Origin of the sequence: Delftia lacustris (assembly GCF_040267515.1) — a bacterium.
GTDB classification, from domain to species: domain Bacteria; phylum Pseudomonadota; class Gammaproteobacteria; order Burkholderiales; family Burkholderiaceae_C; genus Comamonas; species Comamonas tsuruhatensis.
Genome location: NZ_CP141274.1, coordinates 6,094,043 through 6,116,230, shown reverse-complemented (window position 1 = coordinate 6,116,230; position 22,188 = coordinate 6,094,043). Strand labels below are relative to the sequence as shown.

Annotated in this window: 18 protein-coding genes; 15 read left to right on the top strand and 3 right to left on the bottom strand. The window is 67.8% G+C overall.

The features are described 5' to 3' along the window. Positions 1–16: 16 nt before the first annotated feature. The 12 genes from U6958_RS29425 to U6958_RS29370 all read left to right on the top strand — a co-directional run bounded on the left by U6958_RS29425 (position 17) and on the right by U6958_RS29370 (position 12,921). Complete coding sequence (locus tag U6958_RS29425) at positions 17–817, top strand: oxepin-CoA hydrolase, alternative type (protein WP_047326166.1); 801 nt, start codon at positions 17–19, stop codon at positions 815–817. Between the two features lie 175 nt (positions 818–992). After that, the gene (locus U6958_RS29420; protein WP_016450302.1) at positions 993–2,243 is read left to right on the top strand and encodes a CaiB/BaiF CoA-transferase family protein; all 1,251 of its coding nucleotides are present in this window, start codon (positions 993–995) and stop codon (positions 2,241–2,243) included. A gap of 118 nt (positions 2,244–2,361) precedes the next feature. Further along, complete coding sequence (locus tag U6958_RS29415; protein WP_016450303.1) at positions 2,362–3,381, top strand: tripartite tricarboxylate transporter substrate binding protein; 1,020 nt, start codon at positions 2,362–2,364, stop codon at positions 3,379–3,381. Between the two features lie 65 nt (positions 3,382–3,446). Then, complete coding sequence (locus tag U6958_RS29410; RefSeq protein WP_070080670.1) at positions 3,447–4,460, top strand: tripartite tricarboxylate transporter substrate binding protein; 1,014 nt, start codon at positions 3,447–3,449, stop codon at positions 4,458–4,460. 7 nt (positions 4,461–4,467) lie between these two features. After that, complete coding sequence (locus tag U6958_RS29405) at positions 4,468–5,442, top strand: nitronate monooxygenase family protein (protein ID WP_013804143.1); 975 nt, start codon at positions 4,468–4,470, stop codon at positions 5,440–5,442. Positions 5,443–5,564: 122 nt separating this feature from the next. Further along, positions 5,565–6,314: an electron transfer flavoprotein subunit beta/FixA family protein gene (locus U6958_RS29400; protein ID WP_070080669.1), complete on the top strand. Its 750-nt coding sequence runs from the start codon at positions 5,565–5,567 to the stop codon at positions 6,312–6,314. Positions 6,315–6,327: 13 nt separating this feature from the next. Further along, complete coding sequence (locus U6958_RS29395; RefSeq protein WP_126311330.1) at positions 6,328–7,260, top strand: electron transfer flavoprotein subunit alpha/FixB family protein; 933 nt, start codon at positions 6,328–6,330, stop codon at positions 7,258–7,260. A gap of 124 nt (positions 7,261–7,384) precedes the next feature. Next, positions 7,385–8,371, top strand: a complete 987-nt coding sequence (locus U6958_RS29390; RefSeq protein ID WP_016450812.1) for a tripartite tricarboxylate transporter substrate binding protein — start codon at positions 7,385–7,387, stop codon at positions 8,369–8,371. Between the two features lie 86 nt (positions 8,372–8,457). After that, the gene (locus U6958_RS29385; RefSeq protein ID WP_074924312.1) at positions 8,458–10,002 is read left to right on the top strand and encodes a class I adenylate-forming enzyme family protein; all 1,545 of its coding nucleotides are present in this window, start codon (positions 8,458–8,460) and stop codon (positions 10,000–10,002) included. 59 nt (positions 10,003–10,061) lie between these two features. Then, complete coding sequence (locus U6958_RS29380; RefSeq protein ID WP_012203336.1) at positions 10,062–10,832, top strand: class II aldolase/adducin family protein; 771 nt, start codon at positions 10,062–10,064, stop codon at positions 10,830–10,832. Positions 10,833–10,840: 8 nt separating this feature from the next. After that, on the top strand, positions 10,841–11,770 hold the full coding sequence (locus U6958_RS29375) for a glyoxylate/hydroxypyruvate reductase A (RefSeq protein WP_074924314.1): 930 nt from the start codon (positions 10,841–10,843) through the stop codon (positions 11,768–11,770). A gap of 155 nt (positions 11,771–11,925) precedes the next feature. Further along, entirely contained in the window at positions 11,926–12,921 is a 996-nt protein-coding gene (locus U6958_RS29370) for a tripartite tricarboxylate transporter substrate binding protein (RefSeq protein ID WP_074924316.1), read from the top strand. Positions 12,922–12,971: 50 nt separating this feature from the next. Here U6958_RS29370 and U6958_RS29365 read toward each other — a convergent pair whose 3' ends face one another. Then, positions 12,972–13,991: a GlxA family transcriptional regulator gene (locus U6958_RS29365; RefSeq protein ID WP_017406210.1), complete on the bottom strand. Its 1,020-nt coding sequence runs from the start codon at positions 13,989–13,991 to the stop codon at positions 12,972–12,974. A 96-nt stretch (positions 13,992–14,087) separates the two neighbouring features. On the opposite strand from U6958_RS29365, the gene U6958_RS29360 reads away from it, so the two are divergent. After that, positions 14,088–15,464: an amidohydrolase gene (locus U6958_RS29360; protein WP_074924319.1), complete on the top strand. Its 1,377-nt coding sequence runs from the start codon at positions 14,088–14,090 to the stop codon at positions 15,462–15,464. Between the two features lie 88 nt (positions 15,465–15,552). Here the strand turns inward: U6958_RS29360 and U6958_RS29355 are convergent, their stop codons facing one another. Beyond that, positions 15,553–16,122: a VUT family protein gene (locus U6958_RS29355; protein WP_074924322.1), complete on the bottom strand. Its 570-nt coding sequence runs from the start codon at positions 16,120–16,122 to the stop codon at positions 15,553–15,555. Continuing rightward, positions 16,119–17,903 carry an NAD(P)/FAD-dependent oxidoreductase gene (locus tag U6958_RS29350; protein ID WP_016454771.1) on the bottom strand — a complete coding sequence of 595 codons (1,785 nt, stop codon included), beginning with the start codon at positions 17,901–17,903 and terminating at the stop codon, positions 16,119–16,121. Before U6958_RS29350 ends, U6958_RS29355 begins: the two co-directional genes overlap by 4 nt. A gap of 673 nt (positions 17,904–18,576) precedes the next feature. On the opposite strand from U6958_RS29350, the gene U6958_RS29345 reads away from it, so the two are divergent. Then, complete coding sequence (locus tag U6958_RS29345) at positions 18,577–20,403, top strand: filamentous hemagglutinin N-terminal domain-containing protein (protein ID WP_074924330.1); 1,827 nt, start codon at positions 18,577–18,579, stop codon at positions 20,401–20,403. A 5-nt stretch (positions 20,404–20,408) separates the two neighbouring features. Beyond that, the gene (locus U6958_RS29340; RefSeq protein WP_061289830.1) at positions 20,409–22,106 is read left to right on the top strand and encodes a ShlB/FhaC/HecB family hemolysin secretion/activation protein; all 1,698 of its coding nucleotides are present in this window, start codon (positions 20,409–20,411) and stop codon (positions 22,104–22,106) included. The last annotated feature ends 82 nt before the right edge of the window (positions 22,107–22,188 follow it).

Below are 22,188 nucleotides of genomic sequence, written 5' to 3'. Positions count from 1 at the left end.
GCCAAGGAAAGCCGCCATGACCGAAGCGAACCAAGTCCTGCTGACCCGCCGCGAAGGCGCCGTGCTGGTGCTGTCCAACAACAACGTGGCCGCGCGCAATGCGCTGTCGCCCGAGTTCTACGCGGCCGTCTCGGCGGCGCTCAAGAGCGCGGCGACCGACCCCACCGTGGGCGCCGTGGTGCTCACGGGCGAGGGCGGCCACTTCTGCGCGGGCGGCGACCTGCGCCAGCTGGCCAAGCGCCGCGAGCTGCCTGTGCAGGAGCGACGTGCCAAGCTCGAAGGACTGCATGACCTGATCCGCAGCGTGCGCGACTTTCCCAAGCCCGTGATCGCCGCCGTCGAAGGCGCGGCGGCCGGCGCGGGCCTGTCGCTGGCCCTGGCCTGCGACATGCTGGTGGCGGCGAAGAACGCCGTGTTCTCGGTCGCCTACGTCAAGGTCGGCCTCACGCCCGATGGCGGCGCCACCGCCTTCCTGGCCGAGTTCGTCTCGCGCCAGGTGCTGACCGAGCTGTGCCTGACCGGCGAGCGCATCAGCGGCGAGCGCCTGCATGCCCTGGGCCCCGTCAACCGCCTTTCCGAACCGGGCCAGGCCCAGGCCGACGCCGTGGCGCTGGCCGCCCAGGTGGCCACCGGCCCCGACCAGGCCATGGCCCTGATCAAGGACCTGTGCCGCCAGGCGCCGCGCAACACGCTGGAAGAGCAGCTGGAGCTGGAGGCGCAGTACATGGTGCGCTCGCAGGAGAGCGAGGAATCGCGCGAAGGCATTGGCGCCTTCCTCGAAAAGCGCAGCGCCGACTTCACCAAGCTGCGCGGCTGAAATGAAGCACCCCCTGAGCGGCTGCGCCGCTTCCCCCTCTCTCGCTACGCGGGAGGGGGACGGCGCCCTCGCTGCGGGGCGGCCCTTGCTAGGCGCCCCGGGTTTGGGCCACGCCAGTTGCAAGGGTTATGAGCCGTATGGACGTTGTTGAATAGAGGAATCTCAAGGAGACAAGATGGCAAGCAAGGAAAAATCGGGCGACATCGACTTCCCGCTGGAGGGCGTGCGCGTGCTCGACCTCTCGCGCGTGTTCGCGGGGCCGCTGTGCGGCATGGTGCTGGCCGACTTCGGCGCCGAAGTGGTCAAGGTCGAGCACCCGGGCCGCGGCGACGACACGCGCGACTGGGGCCTGCGCATCGGCAAGACCGAGACCACCTACTACAACAGCATGAACCGCAACAAGCGGTCCATCACGCTGGACCTGCAGACCCCCGAGGGCGTGAAGATCGTCCACGACCTGCTGCCCCAGTTCGACGTGGTCATCCACAACTTCAAGACCGGCGGTGCCGAGAAGCTGGGCCTGGGCTACGAACAGCTCAAGGCCATCAAGCCCGGCATCATCTACTGCGCCGTGGCCGGCTATGACAGCAGCGGCCCCGAGGCCAAGCGCCCCGGCTACGACCTGGTCATCCAGGGCGAGGCCGGCCTCATGGCGCTCAACGGCGAGGCCGGCACGCCGCCGCTCAAGTTCGGCGTGGCCGTGGTCGATCTCATGACCGGCATGTACGCGGCCCAGGCCATCCTGGCCGCGCTGTTCCGCCGCGAGCGCACGGGCAAGGGCCGCCTCATCGAGATGGCGCTGTACGACAGCGGCATCATGATCACCGGCTACTACGGCCTGGATGCCATGCAGCTCGGCCATGACCCCGAGCGCTACGGCAATGCCCACCCCTCCATCGTTCCCTACGGCATGTATGAGGCGGCCGACGGCCCGCTGATCATCGCCGTGGGCAACAACGCCCAGTTCGACAAGTTCTGCCGCCAGGTGGTGATGCGCCCCGACATCGTCGAGGACGAGCGTTTCTCCACCAACGTCAACCGCGCCAAGAACCGCCTGGAGCTGGGCCCCATGCTCAAGGAACTGATCCGCTCCTTCCCGCGCGATCTGCTGCTGGAGCGCCTGACGGCCGCCGGCATCCCCTGCGGCCGCGTGGCCGGCCTGCACGAGGCCCTGACCAGCGAGCGCACGCGCCGTGGCGGCCTGCTGCGTGACATGCCCCACCCCGTGGTCGGCACCACGCCCGTGTTCGCGCCGCCCTACCGCCTGGACGGCCAGCGCCTGCCCATACGCCATGCACCGCCCACGCTGGGCGAGGGCACGCGCGAGGTGCTGCACCGGCTGCTGAGCATGAGCGACGAGCAGCTGCAGCAGCTGCAGTCCAAGGGCGTGCTGACCCTGCCCGAGACCCCCGCGCAACAGGGATAAGAGGACCGACCACGCGACTGATTCCACGGGGGCCATTGATGCCCGGCTCCCGACCCGCCAGGTTTGCATGCCGCACCAAGACGGCACCCATAGACAGCAACACCCAGGAGACAAAGCCATGAGCAACCAAGTCACACGCCGCGACATTCTTCAAGGGCTGGCCGCCATCGGCGGCACCAGCCTGCTGGCCACGGGCGCCACCAGCGCCCTCGCACAGGCCGGCAAGCCGGCCGCGTGGCCCACCAAGCCCATCCGCGTGGTCGTGCCCTTCAACGCGGGCGGCGCCACCGACATCATTGCGCGCACCATCGGCGAGGCCCTGGCCAGGCGCGTGGGCCAGCCCGTGGTCATCGACAACCGCGCGGGCGCGGCCGGCATCCTGGGCACGGACGCCGTGGTCAAGGCGCCCGCCGACGGCCACACCCTGCTGGTCTCGCTCAGCACCTCCATGCTGATCAACCAGTTCCTCTACACCAAGCTGCCCTACAACCCGCAAAAGGACATCGCCCTGGTCACCCAGATCGCGGCGGCGCCCGTCACCCTGGTGGTCCATCCCTCGGTGCCGGCCAACAACATGAAGGAACTGCTGGCCTACGTGAAGGCCAACAAGGGCAAGCTCTCGTACGGCTCCTGGGGCGTGGGCTCGTATGCCCACCTGGCCGGTGCCTACATGAGCAAGACCATGGACGCCGACATGACCCACGCCGCCTACAAGGGCGAGGCGCCCATGATCCAGGAGCTGATCGGCGGCCAGCTGCAGATGTGCTTTTCCAGCGCGCTCAACACCAAGCCCTTCATCGACTCGGGCAAGCTCAAGGCCATCGGCGTCACCGGCAAGGAGCGCATGGAAATCCTGCCCAAGCTGCCCACCATCCATGAACAGGGCGTCACCGACGACGCCTACGCCATCTACGGCTGGGTGGCCATGGGCGCGCCGGCCGGCGTGCCCAAGGAGATCGTGGACCAGCTCTACGGCCACCTGCGCGAAATCGCCAAGGACCCCAAGGTGCTGGAGCGCACCGTGGGCGCAGGCTTCATGCCGCTGATGAACAGCCCGCAGGCCTTCCGCGAGAACTACCAGCGCGACATGCCCATCTGGAAGGCGCTGGTGGAGGAAGCTGGCGCAAAGCTTGATTGATTTTTCCGGCCCGCGGCAGCGGGCCGCCACCGACGACTGCTGAGACAGCTTTGAGAGGAGACTTCATGTACACGCGCAATCCCGCATCCCCGGCACGCCCCACGCGGCGCAGCGTTCTGGCCCTGGCCGCAGCCCCGCTGCTGGCCGGCCTGGCCGGCGGCGCCCTGGCCGAGACCGGCTGGCCCAGCAAGATGCTGCGGCTGGTCGTTCCCTTCCCGGCGGGCGGCCCCACCGACACGGCATCGCGCATCGTGGGCCAGAAGCTGGGCGAGCGCCTCAAGCAGACCGTGGTGGTGGAAAACCGCCCTGGCGCCTCGGGCTCCATCGCGGCCGTGCAGGTCGCCAAGAGCCCGGCCGACGGCTACACGCTGATGATGCTGGCCACGCCCACGCTGCTGGCGCCGCACCTGTACAAGAAGGCCGGCTACGACACCGTCAAGGACTTCACGCCCGTGGCCACGGTCTATGACCTGCCCATCGTCATCGTGGTCAACCCCACGCTGCTGCCCGACGTCACCGACCTCAAGAGCCTGATCGCCCACGCCAAGGCGCAGAAGGTCGCGCTCAACTACACCAGCTCGGGCGCCGGCAGCTTCGGCCACCTGAGCATGGAGCTGCTCAAGCAGATGGCCGGCTTCGACATGCAGCACGTGCCCTACAAGGGCGGCGTGCCCGCCATCACCGACACCATCGGCGGCCAGGTGCCCATCATGTATGCCGACCTCGTGGCCGCGCTGCCCCACATCCAGGCCGGCAAGCTGCGCGCCATCGCCGTGGGATCGCCCCAGCGCGTGGCCATGCTGCCCGACACCAAGACCATTGCCGAGCAGGGCATCAAGGGCTACGACGCCGTCTCCTGGGGCGGCCTGCTGGCGCCCAAGGGTAGCCCCAAGGCCGTGGTCGACCGCATCGCCAGCGAAGTGCAGCAGATCCTGGCCGACAAGGACATCCAGGAAAAGCTGCTCAACGCAGGCGCCATCGCCGCCTTCCAGAACCCCGCCCAGCTGGGCCAGCGCATCCAGCAGGACTACACGCGCTGGGGCCAGCTGATCCGCGACAAGGGCATTGCAGTGGAGTGACAACGACATGAAGACACGCATCACCGAACTCTTTGGCATCGAGCATCCCATCATCCAGGGGGGCATGCACCATGTGGGCCTGGCCGAGCTGGCCGCCGCCGTCTCCAACGCGGGCGGCCTGGGGCTGATCACGGGCCTGACCCAGCGCACGCCCGAGCTGCTGGCGCGCGAGATCGCGCGCTGCCGCGAGATGACGGACAAGCCCTTCGGCGTCAACCTGACCTTCCTGCCCTCGGTCAACCCGCCCGACTACCCGGGCTACGTCAAGGCCATCATCGAAGGCGGCGTCAAGGTCGTGGAGACGGCGGGCAACAACCCGCAGAAATGGCTGCCCGCGCTCAAGGAAGCCGGCATCAAGGTCATCCACAAGTGCACCTCGGTGCGCCATGCGCTCAAGGCCGAGGCCATCGGCTGCGACGCCATCAGCGTGGACGGCTTCGAATGCGGCGGCCATCCGGGCGAGGACGACATCCCCAATTTCATCCTGCTGCCGCGCGCGGCCGAAGAACTGAAGATTCCCTTCGTCGCCTCGGGCGGCATGGCCGACGGCCGCTCGCTGGTGGCTGCGCTGGCGCTGGGCGCCGAGGGCATCAACATGGGCACGCGCTTCATCGCCACCCAGGAAGCGCCCGTGCACGACAACGTCAAGCAGGCCATCGTCGCGGCCAGCGAGCTGGACACGCGCCTGGTCATGCGCCCGCTGCGCAACACCGAGCGCGTGCTGACCAACCCGGCCACCGAGCGCCTGCTGCAAAAGGAGCGCGAGCTGGGCGCGGCCATCACCTTTGCCGACATCGCGCCCGAGGTGGCCGGCGTCTATCCGCGCATCATGCATGACGGCGACATGGACGCAGGCGTCTGGTCCTGTGGCATGGTGGCCGGCCTGATCCACGACGTGCCCACGGTCCAGCAGCTGATCTCCGGCATCATGGACCAGGCCCATGCACTGATCAACGAGCGGTTGGCCGGCCTGGCCCGCTGACCGCCCATCTTCACAGGACTTACGCAAGCAGGATGCGACAACGTGCTGCGCCCCATGGCAAGCCGCATGCCTTGTTCCTTCTTGCGTAGGTAGTACTTCAAAAACCAGGAAAGAGCTTTCTCATGAAAATCCTTGTACCCGTCAAACGTGTCGTGGACTACAACGTGAAGGTCCGCGTGAAGTCGGACGGCACGGGCGTGGACATCGCCAACGTCAAGATGAGCATGAACCCCTTTGACGAAATCGCCGTCGAAGAAGCCGTTCGCCTCAAGGAAAAGGGCGTGGTCACCGAAGTCATCGCCGTCTCCTGCGGCGTGGCCCAGTGCCAGGAAACCCTGCGCACGGCCATGGCCATCGGTGCCGACCGCGGCATCCTGGTGGAGACCACCGAGGAGCTGCAGCCCCTGGCCGTCGCCAAGCTGCTCAAGGCGTTGGTGGACAAGGAGCAGCCCGGCCTGATCATCCTGGGCAAGCAGGCCATCGACGACGATGCCAACCAGACCGGCCAGATGCTGGCGGCCCTGGCCGACCTGCCGCAAGCCACTTTCGCCTCCAAGGTCGAAGTCGCTGGCGACAAGGTGAATGTCACGCGTGAAGTGGACGGCGGCCTGGAAACCCTGGCCCTGAGCCTGCCGGCCGTCATCACCACCGATCTGCGCCTGAACGAGCCGCGCTACGTCACGCTGCCCAACATCATGAAGGCCAAGAAAAAGCAGCTGGACACGGTCAAGCCTGAAGAGCTGGGCGTCGATGTCGCCCCGCGCCTGAAGACGCTCAAGGTGGCCGAGCCCGCCAAGCGCGGCGCTGGCGTGAAGGTGCCCGATGTGGCGACCCTGGTCAGCAAGCTCAAGAACGAAGCCAAAGTGATCTAAGGAAGACAGCGACATGACATCCCTCGTTATTGCAGAACACGACAACGCTTCCATCAAGAGCGCCACGCTGAACACCGTCACTGCGGCCCTGGCCTGCGGCGGCGACGTGCATGTGCTGGTGGCGGGCGAGAATGCCGGCGCCGCTGCGCAGGCTGCGGCCCAGATCGCTGGCGTTGCCAAGGTCATCCACGCCGACGGCGCCAGCCTGAAGGACGGCCTGGCCGAGAACATCGCAGCGCAAGTGCTGGCGATTGCTTCGAACTACAGCCACATCCTGTTCCCCGCCACCGCCAGCGGCAAGAACGCCGCGCCGCGCGTGGCCGCCAAGCTGGACGTGGCCCAGATCAGCGACATCACCAAGGTGGACAGCGCCGACACCTTCGAGCGCCCCATCTACGCGGGCAACGCCATTGCCACGGTTCAAAGCAGCGACAAGATCAAGGTCATCACCGTGCGCGGCACGGGCTTTGACGCAGCGGCCACCACGGGCGGCAGCGCCCAGGTGGAGCAGCTGGCGGCCGCTGGCGACAGCGGCAAGAGCAGCTTCGTGGGCCGTGAAGTGACCAAGAGCGACCGCCCCGAGCTGACGGCCGCCAAGATCATCGTCTCCGGCGGCCGCGCGCTGGGCAGCAGCGAGAAATTCAACGAGGTCATGACCCCGCTGGCCGACAAGCTGGGCGCCGCCATCGGCGCCAGCCGCGCAGCGGTGGACGCAGGCTATGCGCCCAATGACCTGCAGGTCGGCCAGACCGGCAAGATCGTGGCGCCCCAGCTGTACATTGCGGCCGGTATTTCCGGCGCCATCCAGCACTTGGCCGGCATGAAGGACTCCAAGGTGATCGTGGCGATCAACAAGGACCCCGAGGCACCGATCTTCTCGGTGGCCGACTACGGCCTGGAAGCCGACCTGTTCCAGGCCGTGCCCGAGCTGGTGCAGTCGCTGTAAGAATGCAAGGCGCCGCACCGGGAGGCGGTGCCAACGGGCCCGGTGAAGTATCCGGGCCCTGGCCAGAGCGGCACACAAGGCATGTGCCCCGGCCCCACCTGGTTCAGAGATGCAGGAGACAGACATGCAGATTTCCATTGGCCGCCGCAGCCTTGCGCTTGCGGCTGTTGTCTTTGTGGCCACCACGGGCGCCAGCGCACCGGCATGGGCCCAGGCCAGCGACTTTCCCACGCGCCCGATCACGCTGATCGTGCCCTTCCCCGCAGGCGGCTCCACCGACCGCCACATGCGCACCCTGGCCGACATCGCGGGCAAGCAGCTGGGCCAGGCCATCATCGTGGAGAACAAGCCCGGCGCGGGCGGCACGCTGGGCCCGGGCAACATGTCCCGCACGGCCAAGCCCGATGGCTACACCATCACCCAGTTCCCCATGTCCATGCTGCGCATGGCGCACATGCAGAAGACGGCCTGGAACCCGGTCACGGACTTCACCTACATCATCGGCGTCTCGGGCTACACCTTCGGCTTCACGGTGCGCTCGGACTCGCCCTACAAGAGCTTCAACGAATACATTGCCGCCGCGCGCAAGAGCCCCGGCAAGATCGAGTACGGCTCCACCGGCATAGGCTCCTCGCCCCACCTGCTGATGGAGGAGCTGGCCGAGAACGCCAAGGTCACGCTCAACCACGTGCCCTTCAAGGGCAACGCCGACCTGCAGCAGGCCCTGCTGGGCGGCCACGTGGCCGCGCAAAGCGATGCCTCGGGCTGGGACACCTATGTGGATGGCGGCCAGATGCGCCTGCTCATGACCTTCGGCGAAAAGCGCACCCAGCGCTGGCCCGACGTGCCCACGGCCAAGGAGCTGGGCTATGGCGTGGTCTCCACCTCGCCCTACGGACTGGCCGGCCCCAAGGGCATGGACCCGGCCGTGGTGCGCAAGCTGCACGACGCCTTCAAGAAAGCCATGGATGACCCGCGCCACATCGAGGTGCTCAAGCAGCTGAACCAGGACGCCTGGTACCGCTCCGGCGCCGACTATGCGCAGTGGGTGCGCGAGGCGTATGCCAAGGACAAGGTCCTGATCGACCGCCTGGGCCTGGCCGCCAAGTAGGCCTGTCCTCCAATGCGCCCGCAGGGCCAGGGGGCTGGCGGGCGCAGTCCGCTTGAGATTCGTGAATTCGTGAAACGGAGTCCCTCATGACTGTTACCCTGCCTTCGCCCGATGCGCCCTTCACCACGCTGGCCGAGCTGATCCGCGGCCACGCGCGCCAGCAGCCTGCCCATGCCGCGCTGCGCGACGACCAGCAGACGCTGAGCTACGCGCAGCTCGACGCCCTCATGGACCGCGTGGCTGCCGCGCTGCAGCGCGACGGCGTGCAGCCTGGCCAGGCGATTGCCATCTGCGCGTTGAACTCGGTGCGCTATGCCGCGCTGTTCCTGGGTGCCTTGCGCGCGGGCGTGGTGGTTGCGCCGCTGGCGCCGTCCTCCACGGCCGACAGCCTGGCCTCCATGCTGCGCGATGCCCAGGCGCACCACCTGTTCCTCGACAAGGCGGCCCAGGACCTGGTGCCTGCCGACGGCGCCCTGCAATGCATCTCGCTGGACGGCGCCGCGCCCGGCCGTGCCTTTGACGACTGGCTGGCGCCCGAAGGCGCGCAGCCCGCGCCCGTGAGCGTGGAGCCGGCCGCGCCGTTCAACATCATCTATTCCTCGGGCACCACGGGCACCCCCAAGGGCATCGTGCAGTCGCACGGCATGCGCTGGGCCCACATCAACCGGGGCAGCGTCTACGGCTATGGCCCCGAGGGCACGACGCTGCTGGCCACGCCGCTGTACTCCAACACCACGCTGGTGGTGTTCTTCCCCACGCTGGGCAGCGGCGGCTGCGTGGTACTGATGCCCAAATTCGACGCGGCCCGCTACCTGCAGCTGGCCCAGCAGCACCGCGTCACCCACACCATGCTGGTGCCCGTGCAGTACCAGCGCATCATGGCGCTGCCGCAGTTCGGCGAGCATGACCTGTCCAGCTTCCGCGCCAAGTTCTGCACCAGCGCGCCGTTCCGGGCCGAGCTCAAGGCCGACGTGGTGGCGCGCTGGCCCGGCAGCCTGACCGAGTTCTACGGCATGACCGAAGGCGGCGGCACCTGCATCCTCGAAGCCCATCTGCACCCGGACAAGCTGCACACCGTGGGCAGGCCCGCCGAGGGCCATGACATCCGCCTCATCGACGAGGACGGCCGCGAGGTCGCCCCGGGCGAGGATGGCGAGGTCGTGGGCCACTCTGCCAGCATGATGACCGGCTACCACGGCCAGCCCGCCAAGACGCGCGAAGCCGAATGGTTCGACCCCACGGGCAAGCGCTTCATCCGCACGGGCGACGTGGGCCGCTTCGATGCCGATGGATTCCTCACCCTGTTCGATCGCCGCAAGGACATGATCATCAGCGGCGGCTTCAACATCTACCCCAGCGACCTGGAGACCCAGCTGCGCGCCCACCCGGCCGTGGACGACGTGGCCGTGGTCGGCGTGCCCTCCGAGCAATGGGGCGAGACGCCCGTGGCCTACGTGGTGTCGCGCGCGGGGCAGCCGGCCCTGCCCGAGGACATCATGGGCTGGTACAACCAGCGGGCCGGCAAGACCCAGCGCCTGGCGGACCTGCGCTTCATTGCCGAGCTGCCGCGCAGCGCCATCGGCAAGGTGCTCAAGCGCGAGCTGCGCGACCAGTACGCGACGGGGCGCTGAACCGGCGGATGCTTTCTCCAAACGATGTCCACCACGATGTCCACCAAGAGGTACACCCCATGAGCAACGACACCACGATGTCCGAGGTCCGCCGCCAGGTGACGGCCGAGGAATGGCAGACCCGCATCGAGCTGGCCGCCGCCTACCGGCTGGTCGCCCACTTCGGCTGGGACGACCTGATCTTCACCCACATCTCGGCGCGCGTGCCGGGCCAGCCCGACCAGTTCCTGATCAACCCCTACGGCATGCTGTTCGACGAGATCACCGCGTCCAGCCTGGTCAAGGTGGACCACGAGGGCCGGCCGCTGATGGAGACCGAGTACGACGTCAACCCGGCCGGCTTCGTCATCCACAGCGCCATCCACGACGGCCGTCCCGAGGTGCAGTGCGTGCTGCACACGCACACGCGCTACGGCGTGGCCGTCTCGGCGCAGAAGGAAGGGCTGCTGCCCATCTCCCAGCAGTCCATCTTCCCGCTGGCGCGCCTGGCCTACCACGACTACGAAGGCGTGGCCCTGCGCGACGACGAGAAGCCGCGCCTGGTCGATGACCTGGGCGCCAGCAACTTCCTCATCCTGCGCAACCACGGCCTGCTGACCTGCGGCCGCAACGTGGCCGAGGCCGTGCTGGCCATGTACACGCTGGAGTCGGCCTGCCGCATCCAGATCCTGGCGCAGTCGGGCGGCGGCGAGCTCACGCGCATCCCGCAGGACATCATTGCCGACGCGGTCAACCAGTCGCGCCAGGTCACCAAGGGCAAGGGCGCAGGCCTGGCCTGGCCCGGCCTGCTGCGCCGTCTGGACCGCATAGACCCTTCTTACAAGGACTGAAGGAAACCATGGGAATTCTGGTCAATATCCACCCGAGCATGGGCGCGCCCATCGTCGACTCGCTGCGCGCGCTGGCGCCCGGCGTGCAGGTCTGGGGCCACCGCGAAGAGGCGCCGGCCGATGCGGTCGAGGCCATGCTTGCCTGGAGCCTCAAGCCGGGCGTGCTGCCGGCCTATCCGGGCCTGAAGCTGCTGTGCGCGCCCAGCGCGGGCGTGGACAAGCTGCTGGCCGTGCCCGACCTGCCGGCCGGCCTGCCCGTGGCGCGCACGGTCGATCCGCAGCAGCATGTGGAGATCGCCCAGTACGTGGTCGGCACCGCGCTGCGCCACACGCGCGAGCTGGACCTGTTCGCGCGCCAGCAGCAGGCCGGCGACTGGCTGCGCCGCCCCGTGCGCGCCAGCGCAGACTGCCGCGTGGGCATCCTGGGCCTGGGCGAGGTCGGCCGCTTCGTGGCCGGCGCCCTGCAGGCCATCGGCTACCCCGTCGCAGGCTGGAGCCGCAGCGCCAAGAGCATTGCAGGCCTGGCCACGCACAGCGGTGCCGAAGGTCTGAAGCAACTGCTGTCCACCAGCGACATCCTGGTCTGCGCCTTGCCGCTCACGCCCGAGACGCGCGACCTGCTGGACCGCCGCACCCTGTCCCTGCTGCCGCGCGGTGCCTACTTCATCAACGTGGGGCGCGGCGAGCAGGTGGTGGAAGACGACCTGCTGGCCCTGCTCGACGAAGGCCACCTGGCCGGCGCCGCGCTGGACGTGCTGCGCGACGAACCGCCCCAGCCCGGCAACAAGGTCTGGGGCCATCCCAAGGCCTTTGTCACCCCGCACATCGCGGCCCAGGCCTCGGCCGACACCGTGGCCCGCCAGTGCCTGGAGAACCTGCGCCGCCTGCGCGCGGGCGAGCCGCTGCTCAACCTTGTGGATGTGGCGCGGGGGTATTGAGCCTTGTTTTCCATCCGACGCTGCGCTGTTGCGTGGCGTTTTTTCATCGCCGGGCCGCCCCAAGATGAAAAGCGGCCCCCTTGGGGGGCAGCGGACCTTGCGCAGCAAGGGTAGCGTGGGGGCCATTTTTCAACTTAGAAGAATCCAGAGACACCATGCCTTCGACTTCCCGCCGCAGCTTTTTGCAATCTACCGCTGCCGCCGCTGCAGCAGCCACCACCGTGCTGGCCCCCTCGGCCTGGGCCCAGAGCCCCTGGCCCTCCAAGCCCATCCGCATCATCGTTCCGTACACGGCAGGCGGCTTCACCGACCAGATGGCGCGCCTGCTGCAGGTCGGCCTGCAAAAGGCCCTGGGCCAGCCCGTCATCGTGGAGAACAAGCCCGGCGCCAACAGCATCATCGGCGTCGACCAGATCGCCAAGGCCGCGCCGGACGGGCACACCTTCGGCGTGGTCATCGCGGCCTATGCGGCCAACACCACGCTCTATCCCAAGCTGCCCTACAACCCGAAGAAGGACCTGGTCGGCGTCTCGCTGATGGGCGTCTCGCCCCTGGTCGCTGCCGTGGCCATGAATGCGCCCTTCAAGACCACGCCCGAGCTGATCGCCTATGCCAAGGCCAATCCCGGCAAGGTGGGCTTCGGCTCCTCGGGCAGCGGCTCCAGCGCCCACCTGACCACCGAGCTGATGAAGCTGCTCACCAGGACGGACATGGTCCACGTGCCCTACAAGGGCGCCGCGCCCGCGCTGGCCGACCTCATGGGCGGCCAGATCCCGCTGTTCCTGGACCCGCCGCCCAACCTCATCCAGCCCGCCAAGGCCGGCCGCATCCGCCTCATCGGCGTGGCCAGCGACAAGCGCCTGGCCGCGCTGCCCGACGTGCCCACCTTCGTGGAGCAGGGCTACGACGGCCTGCTGGGCAGCACCTGGGCGGCCATGATCGCGCCGGCCGGCGTGCCGCGCGAGATCGTGCAGCGCATGTCCGCCGAGGTGTCGCGCATCATCCGCAGTGCCGAGGTGTCGCAGCGGCTGGAGCAGGTGATGGGGACGTTTGCGGAGGGGTCCACGCCTGAGGAGTGCGATCGGTTCATTGCTGCCGAGACGGAGAAGTGGGGGAGGGTGATTCGGGAGGCGAAGGTGACGGTGGACTGAGTCTTTCTTGTTCTCGGGTCTGTTTTTTGACCCGGCAGGGGCAAAAACAATCAGGCAGCCCCCACCCTCCACCGCCTCCTCGGCGCCCTCAACGCATGCCTTTCCCGATAGGCAGCAGGCGCCATCCCCACATACCGCAAGAACACCCGCCGAAACGCCGAGGCATCCCCATACCCGCAGGCCAGCGCCACGGACGGTACGCTCTCCAGCGTGATCTCCAGCAGCACCCGGGCCCGTGCGCAGCGCAGGCGGTGCAGGTGGTCCAGCGGGCTGTGGCCCAGCTCCTGCTGGAAGTGGCGCAGCAGGGTGCGCGGGCTGGTGGATGCCGCGTGCGCGAGGGCCTGCAGGTCATAGGGCTGCTCTACGCGCGCCTCCAGCCAGGCGATGGCATGGGCCAGCACGCTGTTGCGCGTGGCGGGAATGCGGCGGTCCTGCAGGGCGGCCCGGGTGGCGCGTTCGCGCTGGGCATCGGGCTGCAGCACGGCGGCCAGCGCTGCGGCCAGGTCGTCGCCGAAGGCATGGCGTGTGAGCGCGACGGCCATGGGCGCCAGGGCCTCGGGGTGGGAGGCGCTGAGCCAGGGCCTGTCGTCCACGAAGGGCTGGCCCTCGGCCAGTTCGATGCCCGGGAAGTCCAGGCCGAAGCCGCCCATGAAATACCAGGGCAGGGCCACAAGCCGGCCCTGGCAGCGGCCGCCCGCTGCCGCAAACCAGGCGGCGCTGCCCAGCGTGCAGACGGCAAGGCCCTGGTCGAAGGCCGTGGTGATGCGGCGCACGAGGGCCGGATGCGCGGCGACGATGTCGCGGATGGAGGGAATGTCAGGGCAGTGCAGCGCGCTCACGAAGACGGCCTGCGCGGGCCCTTCGGCTGCCGCGCCTTCGTCCGCGTGCGGCATGGTGGGCAGGGGCCGGCCCTGGCCGTCGACCCAGCGCCAGCCAAAGCGCGGCGTTCGCCGGCCCAGGCGCAGGCTGGCGACCAGGTTGGCGCTGCGCAGCATCTCCACCAGGTGCGCGGCGTGGCCGATGGCGCTGTGCTCCAGGCAGGGCAGCTCGATGACAAAGGTCCGGGGCATGGCGATTCTGGCTCCTCGAATGGCGATTTTGACGTGCCCGTCATACGTGCTTCACTTTTAGCATGGCTGCTTGTGCCACTTTCCAGGACCACGAAGATGCTCCACACCAGCGCCGAGACAAAGCCTTCCTCCTTCCCGCGCACAGGCCTGCGCTCCATCGCCCTGGCCGGGCTGCTGACCTGCGGCCTGCCACTGGCGGCCAGCGCCCAGGGGCTCGATGCACAGGGCCTGGCGGCCCTGGATGCCGCCATCCAGCCGCTGGCGCCCAAGATGGTGGAGTGGCGCCGCGACATCCACCAGCACCCCGAACTGTCGGGCCAGGAAGAACGCACGGCCAAGGTGGTGGCCGATCATCTGCGCCGCCTCGGCATGGAGGTGCAGACCGGCGTGGGCGGCACGGGCGTGGTGGGCGTGCTGCGCGGCGGCCGGCCGGGCAAGACCGTGGCGCTGCGTGCCGACATGGACGCGCTGCCCGTGGCCGAGAAGACCGGCCTGCCCTTTGCCTCCAAGGCCAAGGCCCAGTACATGGGCAAGGAGGTTTCGGTCATGCATGCCTGCGGGCACGATGCCCACGTGGCTATGCTCATGGGCGCGGCCGAGGCGCTGGCCGGCATGCGCGCCAAGCTGCCCGGCACGGTGAAGTTCATCTTCCAGCCCGCCGAGGAAGGCGCTCCCGTGGAGGCCGATGCCCACGGCCATGTGCCCAGCTTCGGCGCCAAGGCCATGGTGGAGGCCGGTGTGCTCAAGGACGTGCAGGCCATCTACGGCCTGCACATCACGTCCAACCTGCCGTCGGGCATGGTGGGCTACCGCAGCGGGCCGCTGATGGCGGGTTCGGACAGCCTCAGCATCCAGGTCGAGGGCCGGGGCGGCCATGGCTCGTCGCCGTGGAATGCGGTCGATCCCATCGTCGCTGCCAGCCAGGTGGTGCTGGGCCTGCAGACCGTGGTCAGCCGCCAGCTCAACATCAGCCTGGAGCCGGCCGTGCTGACGATCGGCTCCATCCAGGGCGGCACGCGCTACAACATCATCCCGGACAACGTGGAGATGCAGGGCACGCTGCGCACCTTCGACGAGGACATGCGCCAGGAGGCACACAAGCGCATCACCGCCACGGCCGAGCAGATCGCGGCATCCAGCGGCGCCAAGGCCAAGGTGCGTTTCGGTCCCGTGGCCTATCCGGTGACCACCAACCCCGCCGCACTGACCGAGGCCTCTCTGCCCGCGCTCAAGCTGGCCATGGGCGGCAAGGCCATGGTGATTCCCAAGGTCAGCGGCTCCGAGGATTTCTCGGAGTTCCAGAAGGTGGTTCCGGGCTTCTTCTACTTCCTGGGCGCACCGCCGGCCGGCCAGGATTTCGCGAAGGCGCCGTCCAACCACTCGCCGCTGTTCGATATCGACGAGAAGCAACTGCCCACGGGTGCGCGCTCACTGGCCGCGCTGGCCGTGGACTATCTGCAGCGCAACCCATAGTTATTCGACTCGCCCTGAGCGGCGGAAGCCGCTTCCCGTTGCACGGTGCCCCTGGCTTGAGATCGAGTCCGTGCGAACCGCGTCGGCTCTATTTGGCGCTGGCGATTGCCGATGGGCCTTTCCACCACCGGGCGATGGCAAGGCGGAACGGCAGCAGCAGCGCCACGCCCAGCACCAGCTTCACGCCCAGGTCGCCCAGGGCCCAGGTCACCCAGGGCTCGGCGGCGCCTGCGAAGGCGATGCTCCAGAACAGGAAGGTGTCCAGGCAGGCGGCCAGCAGCGTGGCCACCAGGGGGGCACGCCACCAGCGGCCCGCACGCAGGCGGTGGAACACGCCGATGTCCAGCCACTGCGAGGCAATGAAGGCTGCGCCCGAGGCCAGCGCGATGCGCGGCGGCGCCAGCACCAGCGAGGCGGCCACGGCCACGGCAAAGCCCACCCAGGCCACGCGCCGGGCCTGCTGCGGGCCGAAGCTGCGGTTGACCAGCTCGCTCACCAGGAAGGCGAACGGATAGGTGATGGCGCCCCAGGTCAGCCAGTCGTTGATGGCGTACTGCACCAGGATGTTGGACGACAGCACCACCACGCCCATGGCCGCAATGGCGGCCAGCAGCTGGGTGCGCGAGGGGGCGACGAAACGCGGCGGACGCGGTGTCATGCTGCGCCACCGGAGCCGCGTGCCCCCGACGAGGGCAGGGGCAGCCCGAGGATGGCGCAGGCCACGGCCTCGCCCACCTTCACGCCATCCACGCCGGCCGACAGGATGCCGCCCGCGTAGCTGGCGCCTTCGCCGGCCGGGTACAGGCCGCGCGTGTTCAGGCTGTGGAAGTCCGCGCCGCGCTCGATCTTCACGGGCGAGGAGGTGCGCGTTTCCACGCCGGTGAGCACGGCATCGTGCATGTCGTAGCCGCGGATCTTCTTGCCGAAGGCGGGCAGCGCCTCGCGCATGGCCTCGATGGCATAGGCGGGCAGCACGTGGTGCAGGTTGGTCAGCGTGATGCCGGGCTTGTAGGAGGGCTCGACCTCGCCCAGCGCGGCCGATTCCTTGCCCGCGATGAAGTCGCCCACCAGCTGGCCCGGCGCGTTGTAGTTGCGCCCGCCCAGCAGGTAGGCCTTGGTCTCCAGCTGGCGCTGCAGCACGATGCCCGACAGCGGGTGCAGCTCGCCGTCCTTGAGGTTTTCCACGCCATGGGTCTTGCCGTCGAAGGCCCAGGCAAAGCTCTTGGCATCGCGCGGGTAGTCGGAGGGGTCGATGGCGCAGACCATGCCGGCGTTGGCATTGCGCTCGGCGCGCGAGTACTGGCTCATGCCGTTGGTGACCACGCGCTCGGGCTCGCTGGTGGCCGCCACCACGGTGCCGCCCGGGCACATGCAAAAGCTGTAGACCGCGCGCCCGTTGCTGGCGTGGTGCACCAGCTTGTAGTCGGCCGCACCCAGCAGCGGGTGGCCGGCATGCCTGCCCCAGCGCGCGCGGTCGATCACGCTTTGCGGATGCTCGATGCGAAAGCCCACCGAGAACGGCTTGGCCTCCATGTGCACGCCGCGCTCGTAGAACATGGCGAAGGTGTCGCGCGAGCTGTGGCCCAGGGCCATCACGGCATGGTCGGTCTCCAGCCACTGGCGCTCGCCGCTGTCCTGGTCCAGCACTTCCAGGGCGGTGAGACGGCGGTCCTTGCCCTCGCCCTCGATGCGCATGTCACACACGCGCTGGCCGAAGCGGATCTCGCCGCCCAGGCGGATGATCTCCTCGCGTATTCCCTCGACCACCTTCACCAGCTTGAAGGTGCCGATGTGCGGATGCGCGGCATAGAGGATCTCGGGCGGCGCGCCGTGGGTGACGAATTCCTGCATCACCTTGCGGCCCAGGTGGCGCGGGTCCTTGATCTGGCTGTAGAGCTTGCCGTCGGAGAAGGTGCCTGCGCCGCCTTCGCCGAACTGCACATTGGACTCGGGCACCAGCTCGCGCTTGCGCCACAGGCCCCAGGTGTCCTGGGTGCGCTCGCGCACCGAGCGGCCGCGCTCGATCACGATGGGCCTGAAGCCCATCTGCGCCAGCACCAGGGCCGCAAAAATGCCGCAGGGCCCGAAGCCCACCACCACGGGCCGGCGCTGCAGGTCGGCAGGCGCCTGGCCCACGGCATGCCAGCGCATGTCGGGCGTGGGGTTCACATGGGCATGGCTGGAGAACTGTTCCAGCAGCGCGGCTTCCTGGCTCTCGTCGGCCAGCGTCAGGTCGACGATGTAGACGGCCAGCAGCTCGGACTTGCGCGCATCGAAGCTGCGCTTGTGCACATGCACGGAGGCAATGGCCTCCTCGGCAATGCCCAGCTGGCGCGCGGCCAGGGCGCGCAGCGGCTCCAGGGGCAGGTATTCGGTGTGGCTGTCGGGGTGGTATTGCACCGCCGACAGGGGCAGTTTCAGTTCAGAGACGCGGATCATGGCTTGTACCTATCAAGCAGAGGGCCGGCGATGGTAAGCCAAAGCGCCAGGCGGCACATTCCGCCATGGCCACGCCCTTGGAGCACGCTCGGGTTCGCAGGTGGCGCACAGGTTTCCGGCCGGCACGCCTGGAATGCGGGAAGACCTGTGGCGGGAAGCATCCGGCCGACGGGCGCATGGCCCGGGTAACTGCACTGGCGTGATTGGCGTTATCGCCCTGGCCAATCGGGCGACGGAAAAAACGAATGCCATATTAATGGCATGCTAATCAATTAGGAGTGGTCTGATTTTTTCCAGAAAAATTAGATATTTCCTAGGATGAAAATCCCATTGTCAAAAAAAGTGTATTGGCGATAGCGGTGATTTCGCTGATCATCTGCTCCCGCTGTCAGTGGGCTATGTGCATAGCCATTGGCAGTGGAGATTTTGAAAGAGAGGGTTGCCGGCAAAGGATGCCATGTGCCGGCAATGGAGTTCAACCAGATGGACAGGCTGGCTACAGTACCCGGTGCCTGGGCGCGGCTGGCTATGCAATATGAAGAAATCAATGAGAGGCGCCGCGCTTTGCGGTGCGCTGGGCGTCATTGCCTGCGGTTGGGGGACAGTGGGGGAAGTCCGGTCGGAGGTAGTTTCCAGGGTCACGGCCCTGCCAGATTCCGCCACGCGGGTGAACATGGGTGATGGTGGCCGCGTGCAGGTCACGCCGGCCCAGGTCACGGACGGTGTTTCATACAACGGCTTCAGCCAGTTCGATGTGGGCAAGGCTGGACTTACCTTCTTGAATGAGGGCGTCAAGGCGCGAACCATCGTGGCCGAGGTGTTCTCCGCTGCGCCCTCGCATATCACAGGAACCATCGATGTCAATGGCCCCCGCGCCAATCTGATTTTTGCGAATCAGAACGGCATACGCGTCAATGGAGGCAGCTTCGTCAATTTCGGCAGCGTTGCCCTGACCACGGGCGCCGTGACACTGCGCGATCAATTGCAGCCTTCGGGCTATGTCCAGCGGCTGGTGGATGTCCATACGAAGCAAGGCGAGATCGTGATTGGCGAGCAGGGGGTCACCGGCAATCTGATCCGTCTGGAGATGATTGCCAAGAGCATTGCCCTGCAGGGTGCCGTCACCAACGAGTTCTCATCGTCAAGCGCCCTGGTCCGCATGGTGGCCGGGGAATCCACGGCCCAGTTCGATACGGCGGCGTCGCCAACGGACAACTTGACGCCATGGGTCTACTACGAGGGCGGGAAGGCGCGCAGCACCGCATTGGCTGTGGACCTGAATGCGGATTCCAAGGTCACCTCCGGGCGTATCGAGATTCTGGTGACCGACCAGGGCGCCGGTGTGCGCAACCAGGGGCAGATGGTGGCCTCGGCCGGGGATTTCCGGCTGACCAGCACGGGACAGCTGGAGCAGATCGGCGGCAAGGTGCAGGCCCAGGGGCAGGTGGACATACGCTCCCGGGATATCGCGCTCGTTTCGCGCGGCGACGAGACCAGCTTGCTGGCGGCCGGCAGCCGTGTTCGCCTCCAGGCCGAAGGGGCCATCCGCAACCTGGGCGGCGAGATATCCGGCCAGCAAGGCGTGGGCGAGGCAGAGGATGCCCATGCCGTCGTGCTCAAGGCCGGTGGCGGCATAGAGCACAGGACGCCCGTGGGGGCCGCGAAAACCGCGCTGATCTTCGGCAAGGAAGGCTCCGTGCTGCTGGACAGCGGGCAGGGCGTGGATTCCATCAACGCACGCATCGTATCCAACAGCGATCTGGTCATTCGGGGAGCTGCGGATGTGCGCAACGAAAGCGTGCACATCGCCGGTGCCGGCCTGGAAGATTGGGCATCGCACAGCGTCTTCAAGCGCAGGAAAGGCTACAGCGTGGACATGGGCGAGCTGGCCGATCCTGCCAACCAGGCCTACTGGGTGGCGCAAGGCAATGTGCAGGTCAAGGCGCGCAACTTCTCCAACCTGGGCGGCCATGTGTTCTCCAATCAGGGCGGCATCAAGATAGAGGCGCAAGAAAGCGTCGTGACCAAGGCGCACAGCATTGGCGGATTCGAATACCGGCAAAGCTGCTTCCTGTTCGTCTGCAGGCGCACAGCCTCCTCCAACGAGGCGCTGGTGGGCGGGCAGATCATGGGCGCCGAATCGGTCGATATACGTGCTGGCGGGCAGATCCTCAACGATGCCGGCCAGGTCTACGCAGGCAAGGGCATGACCCTGGAGGCTCCCGAGATCATCGCGCGAGGGCGCCCCGTGCATACCGTCATCCTGCGTGACAAGGGCCTCAAGGCCCTGTTCGGCGACACCTGGGCCAGGATCTATGCCACCGACCAGGGCGGCAGCTACACCGTCCAGCAAGGACGGCTGGTTCTCAAGGGGCTGGCATACCAGGACGGCGGGGTGTTGCAAGCCTCCGAAGGCGTGGACGGCGCCATCGAGGTGATTCGCAAGCCTTCCCGCGATGCGGTGCGCATCGAGGACCACCTCGGCATCTTCTGGTGGTGAACCGCATGAGCCACTGGATCTCCGCCGCGGGCATCTGCGCGCTGGCCCTCAGCCCGATGCTCGTCCATGCACAGCCCGTGTCTGCGCGCGACCCTAACGACCAGATCATCCGCGAGCAGCAGGAAAAACTGCGCGAGGAAATGCTGCGCCGCTCCGCACCCGCCAGCATTGAATTCGAGCAACCCGCTGCCGCAGCCGCAGGCATGGACGACCGATTCCCCGAAGGCCTGCAGCCCCAGGGACCGGCCTTTCCCATTCATACCATCAGGCAAGACGGCATGGCGTTGCTGCCGGAGGCTGTCTTTGCCAGGGTCACCGCGCCCTTTGTCGGCCGCTCGATCGGGGTCGAACACATCAACGTGCTGCTGGAGCGGGTCAACCGGGCCCTGATCGCTGCGGGCTACACCACCTCGCGTGCCTACGTGGGCAACCAGAGCCTGCAGGAGGGCGTGCTGTCCCTCACCATCGTGCCGGGCCGCATCGAGCAATTGCTTTTCAACGGCACCCCCGTCGGTCCTGGCGACGATCAGGCTCCGGGCGTGCATCTGGCCCTTGCCATGAAGCAGGGCGACGTGCTGCGCCTGCGCGACATCGAGCAGTCGGTGGACCAGTTCAACCGCCTCAGGCGCAACAACGTGCAGGTGCAGATCCGCCCGGGCACGCAGCCGGGCGGCTCCATCGTCGAGTTCGTCAATCAGGCGGGCCAGGCCGCGCGCTACAACGTCTCGCTGGACAACCAGGGCGCGGCCGCCACCGGCCGCCTTCGCGTGCAGCTGGGCCTGGACGCCGGCAATGTGCTGGGCCTGATGGAGTCGCTGGGCGCCGGCCTGACCACCAGCACGGAAACCAACGCCCTGTATGGCACCTTCTCCATGCCCCTGGGCTATGCCACGCTGTCGGCAATGGCTTCCGTCTCGGAGTACCAGAACCTCATCGGCGACACCGCGCTGGTCCACGGCACATCGAAGACCTACACGCTGTCGCTGAGCCGCCTGTTGCAGCGCGACCAGAACAGCAAGACGGCCATGGACCTGAGCTTCTCGCACCGCAAGTCCGAGCGTTCCGTCAACAACATCTCGCTCAGCCCGCAGACCCAGGCCGTGCTGCGCCTGGGCATCAACCGCCTCACGCGCTTTCAAGCCGGCGAGGGGCTGGGCCAGTGGACGGTCGATGCGGGCATCTCGCGCGGCATGCCCTGGCTGGACACCAACCGCGACCCGGCCGACCTGCCCCGGGAGGCCGCCCGCTACCGGTTCACCAAGCTGGAGCTGTCGGCATCGGTGGAGCGGCCGTTGGGCAGCCTCCTGACCTGGCGCTCGCGTGCGTTGGGCCAATGGAGCCGGCATCCGTTGTACTCGTCCGAGCAGATCTTCGCCGGAGGCGTGGGCAGCGTGCGCGGATTTCCCGAATCGGCCGTTGGCGGCGACAAGGGCATGGTCTGGCGCAATGAATGGGCGTTGCAGCGGCCGCCCCAGATCCTGGGCGGGCAGATCCGCTACGAGCCTTACCTGTTTGTGGATGCGGCGCGGCTGTCCACCGTTGCAGACAGCCGCTCACATGCCCTGGCCAGCGCGGGAGGCGGGCTGCGCATCGCCTTCGCGGGCGGCTTCGCCGAGCTGATCGCGGGCAAGCCGTTGCGCACACCCAGTGAAATGCCCAAGCCCGGCTGGCGTGTCAATGCCAGCCTGGCCTACCAGTTCTAGCGCTGTACCGCCCGCACAGGCGCACCGGCAGCAAGACAGCAGCAACACAGAGACAGACAAGACAGAGCAATGAAGAGGGAGC

Excerpts from the sequence above, each read along its gene's own strand:
- U6958_RS29395 (WP_126311330.1), top strand. The coding sequence starts at position 6,328 with ATGACATCCCTCGTTATTGCAGAACACGACAACGCTTCCATCAAGAGC.
- U6958_RS29340 (WP_061289830.1), top strand. The coding sequence starts at position 20,409 with ATGAGCCACTGGATCTCCGCCGCGGGCATCTGCGCGCTGGCCCTCAGC.
- U6958_RS29425 (WP_047326166.1), top strand. The coding sequence starts at position 17 with ATGACCGAAGCGAACCAAGTCCTGCTGACCCGCCGCGAAGGCGCCGTG.
- U6958_RS29355 (WP_074924322.1), bottom strand. The coding sequence starts at position 16,122 with ATGACACCGCGTCCGCCGCGTTTCGTCGCCCCCTCGCGCACCCAGCTG.
- U6958_RS29390 (WP_016450812.1), top strand. The coding sequence starts at position 7,385 with ATGCAGATTTCCATTGGCCGCCGCAGCCTTGCGCTTGCGGCTGTTGTC.
- U6958_RS29370 (WP_074924316.1), top strand. The coding sequence starts at position 11,926 with ATGCCTTCGACTTCCCGCCGCAGCTTTTTGCAATCTACCGCTGCCGCC.
- U6958_RS29385 (WP_074924312.1), top strand. The coding sequence starts at position 8,458 with ATGACTGTTACCCTGCCTTCGCCCGATGCGCCCTTCACCACGCTGGCC.
- U6958_RS29365 (WP_017406210.1), bottom strand. The coding sequence starts at position 13,991 with ATGCCCCGGACCTTTGTCATCGAGCTGCCCTGCCTGGAGCACAGCGCC.
- U6958_RS29345 (WP_074924330.1), top strand. The coding sequence starts at position 18,577 with ATGGGTGATGGTGGCCGCGTGCAGGTCACGCCGGCCCAGGTCACGGAC.
- U6958_RS29375 (WP_074924314.1), top strand. The coding sequence starts at position 10,841 with ATGGGAATTCTGGTCAATATCCACCCGAGCATGGGCGCGCCCATCGTC.
- U6958_RS29400 (WP_070080669.1), top strand. The coding sequence starts at position 5,565 with ATGAAAATCCTTGTACCCGTCAAACGTGTCGTGGACTACAACGTGAAG.
- U6958_RS29360 (WP_074924319.1), top strand. The coding sequence starts at position 14,088 with ATGCTCCACACCAGCGCCGAGACAAAGCCTTCCTCCTTCCCGCGCACA.
- U6958_RS29415 (WP_016450303.1), top strand. The coding sequence starts at position 2,362 with ATGAGCAACCAAGTCACACGCCGCGACATTCTTCAAGGGCTGGCCGCC.
- U6958_RS29420 (WP_016450302.1), top strand. The coding sequence starts at position 993 with ATGGCAAGCAAGGAAAAATCGGGCGACATCGACTTCCCGCTGGAGGGC.
- U6958_RS29380 (WP_012203336.1), top strand. The coding sequence starts at position 10,062 with ATGAGCAACGACACCACGATGTCCGAGGTCCGCCGCCAGGTGACGGCC.
- U6958_RS29350 (WP_016454771.1), bottom strand. The coding sequence starts at position 17,903 with ATGATCCGCGTCTCTGAACTGAAACTGCCCCTGTCGGCGGTGCAATAC.
- U6958_RS29405 (WP_013804143.1), top strand. The coding sequence starts at position 4,468 with ATGAAGACACGCATCACCGAACTCTTTGGCATCGAGCATCCCATCATC.
- U6958_RS29410 (WP_070080670.1), top strand. The coding sequence starts at position 3,447 with ATGTACACGCGCAATCCCGCATCCCCGGCACGCCCCACGCGGCGCAGC.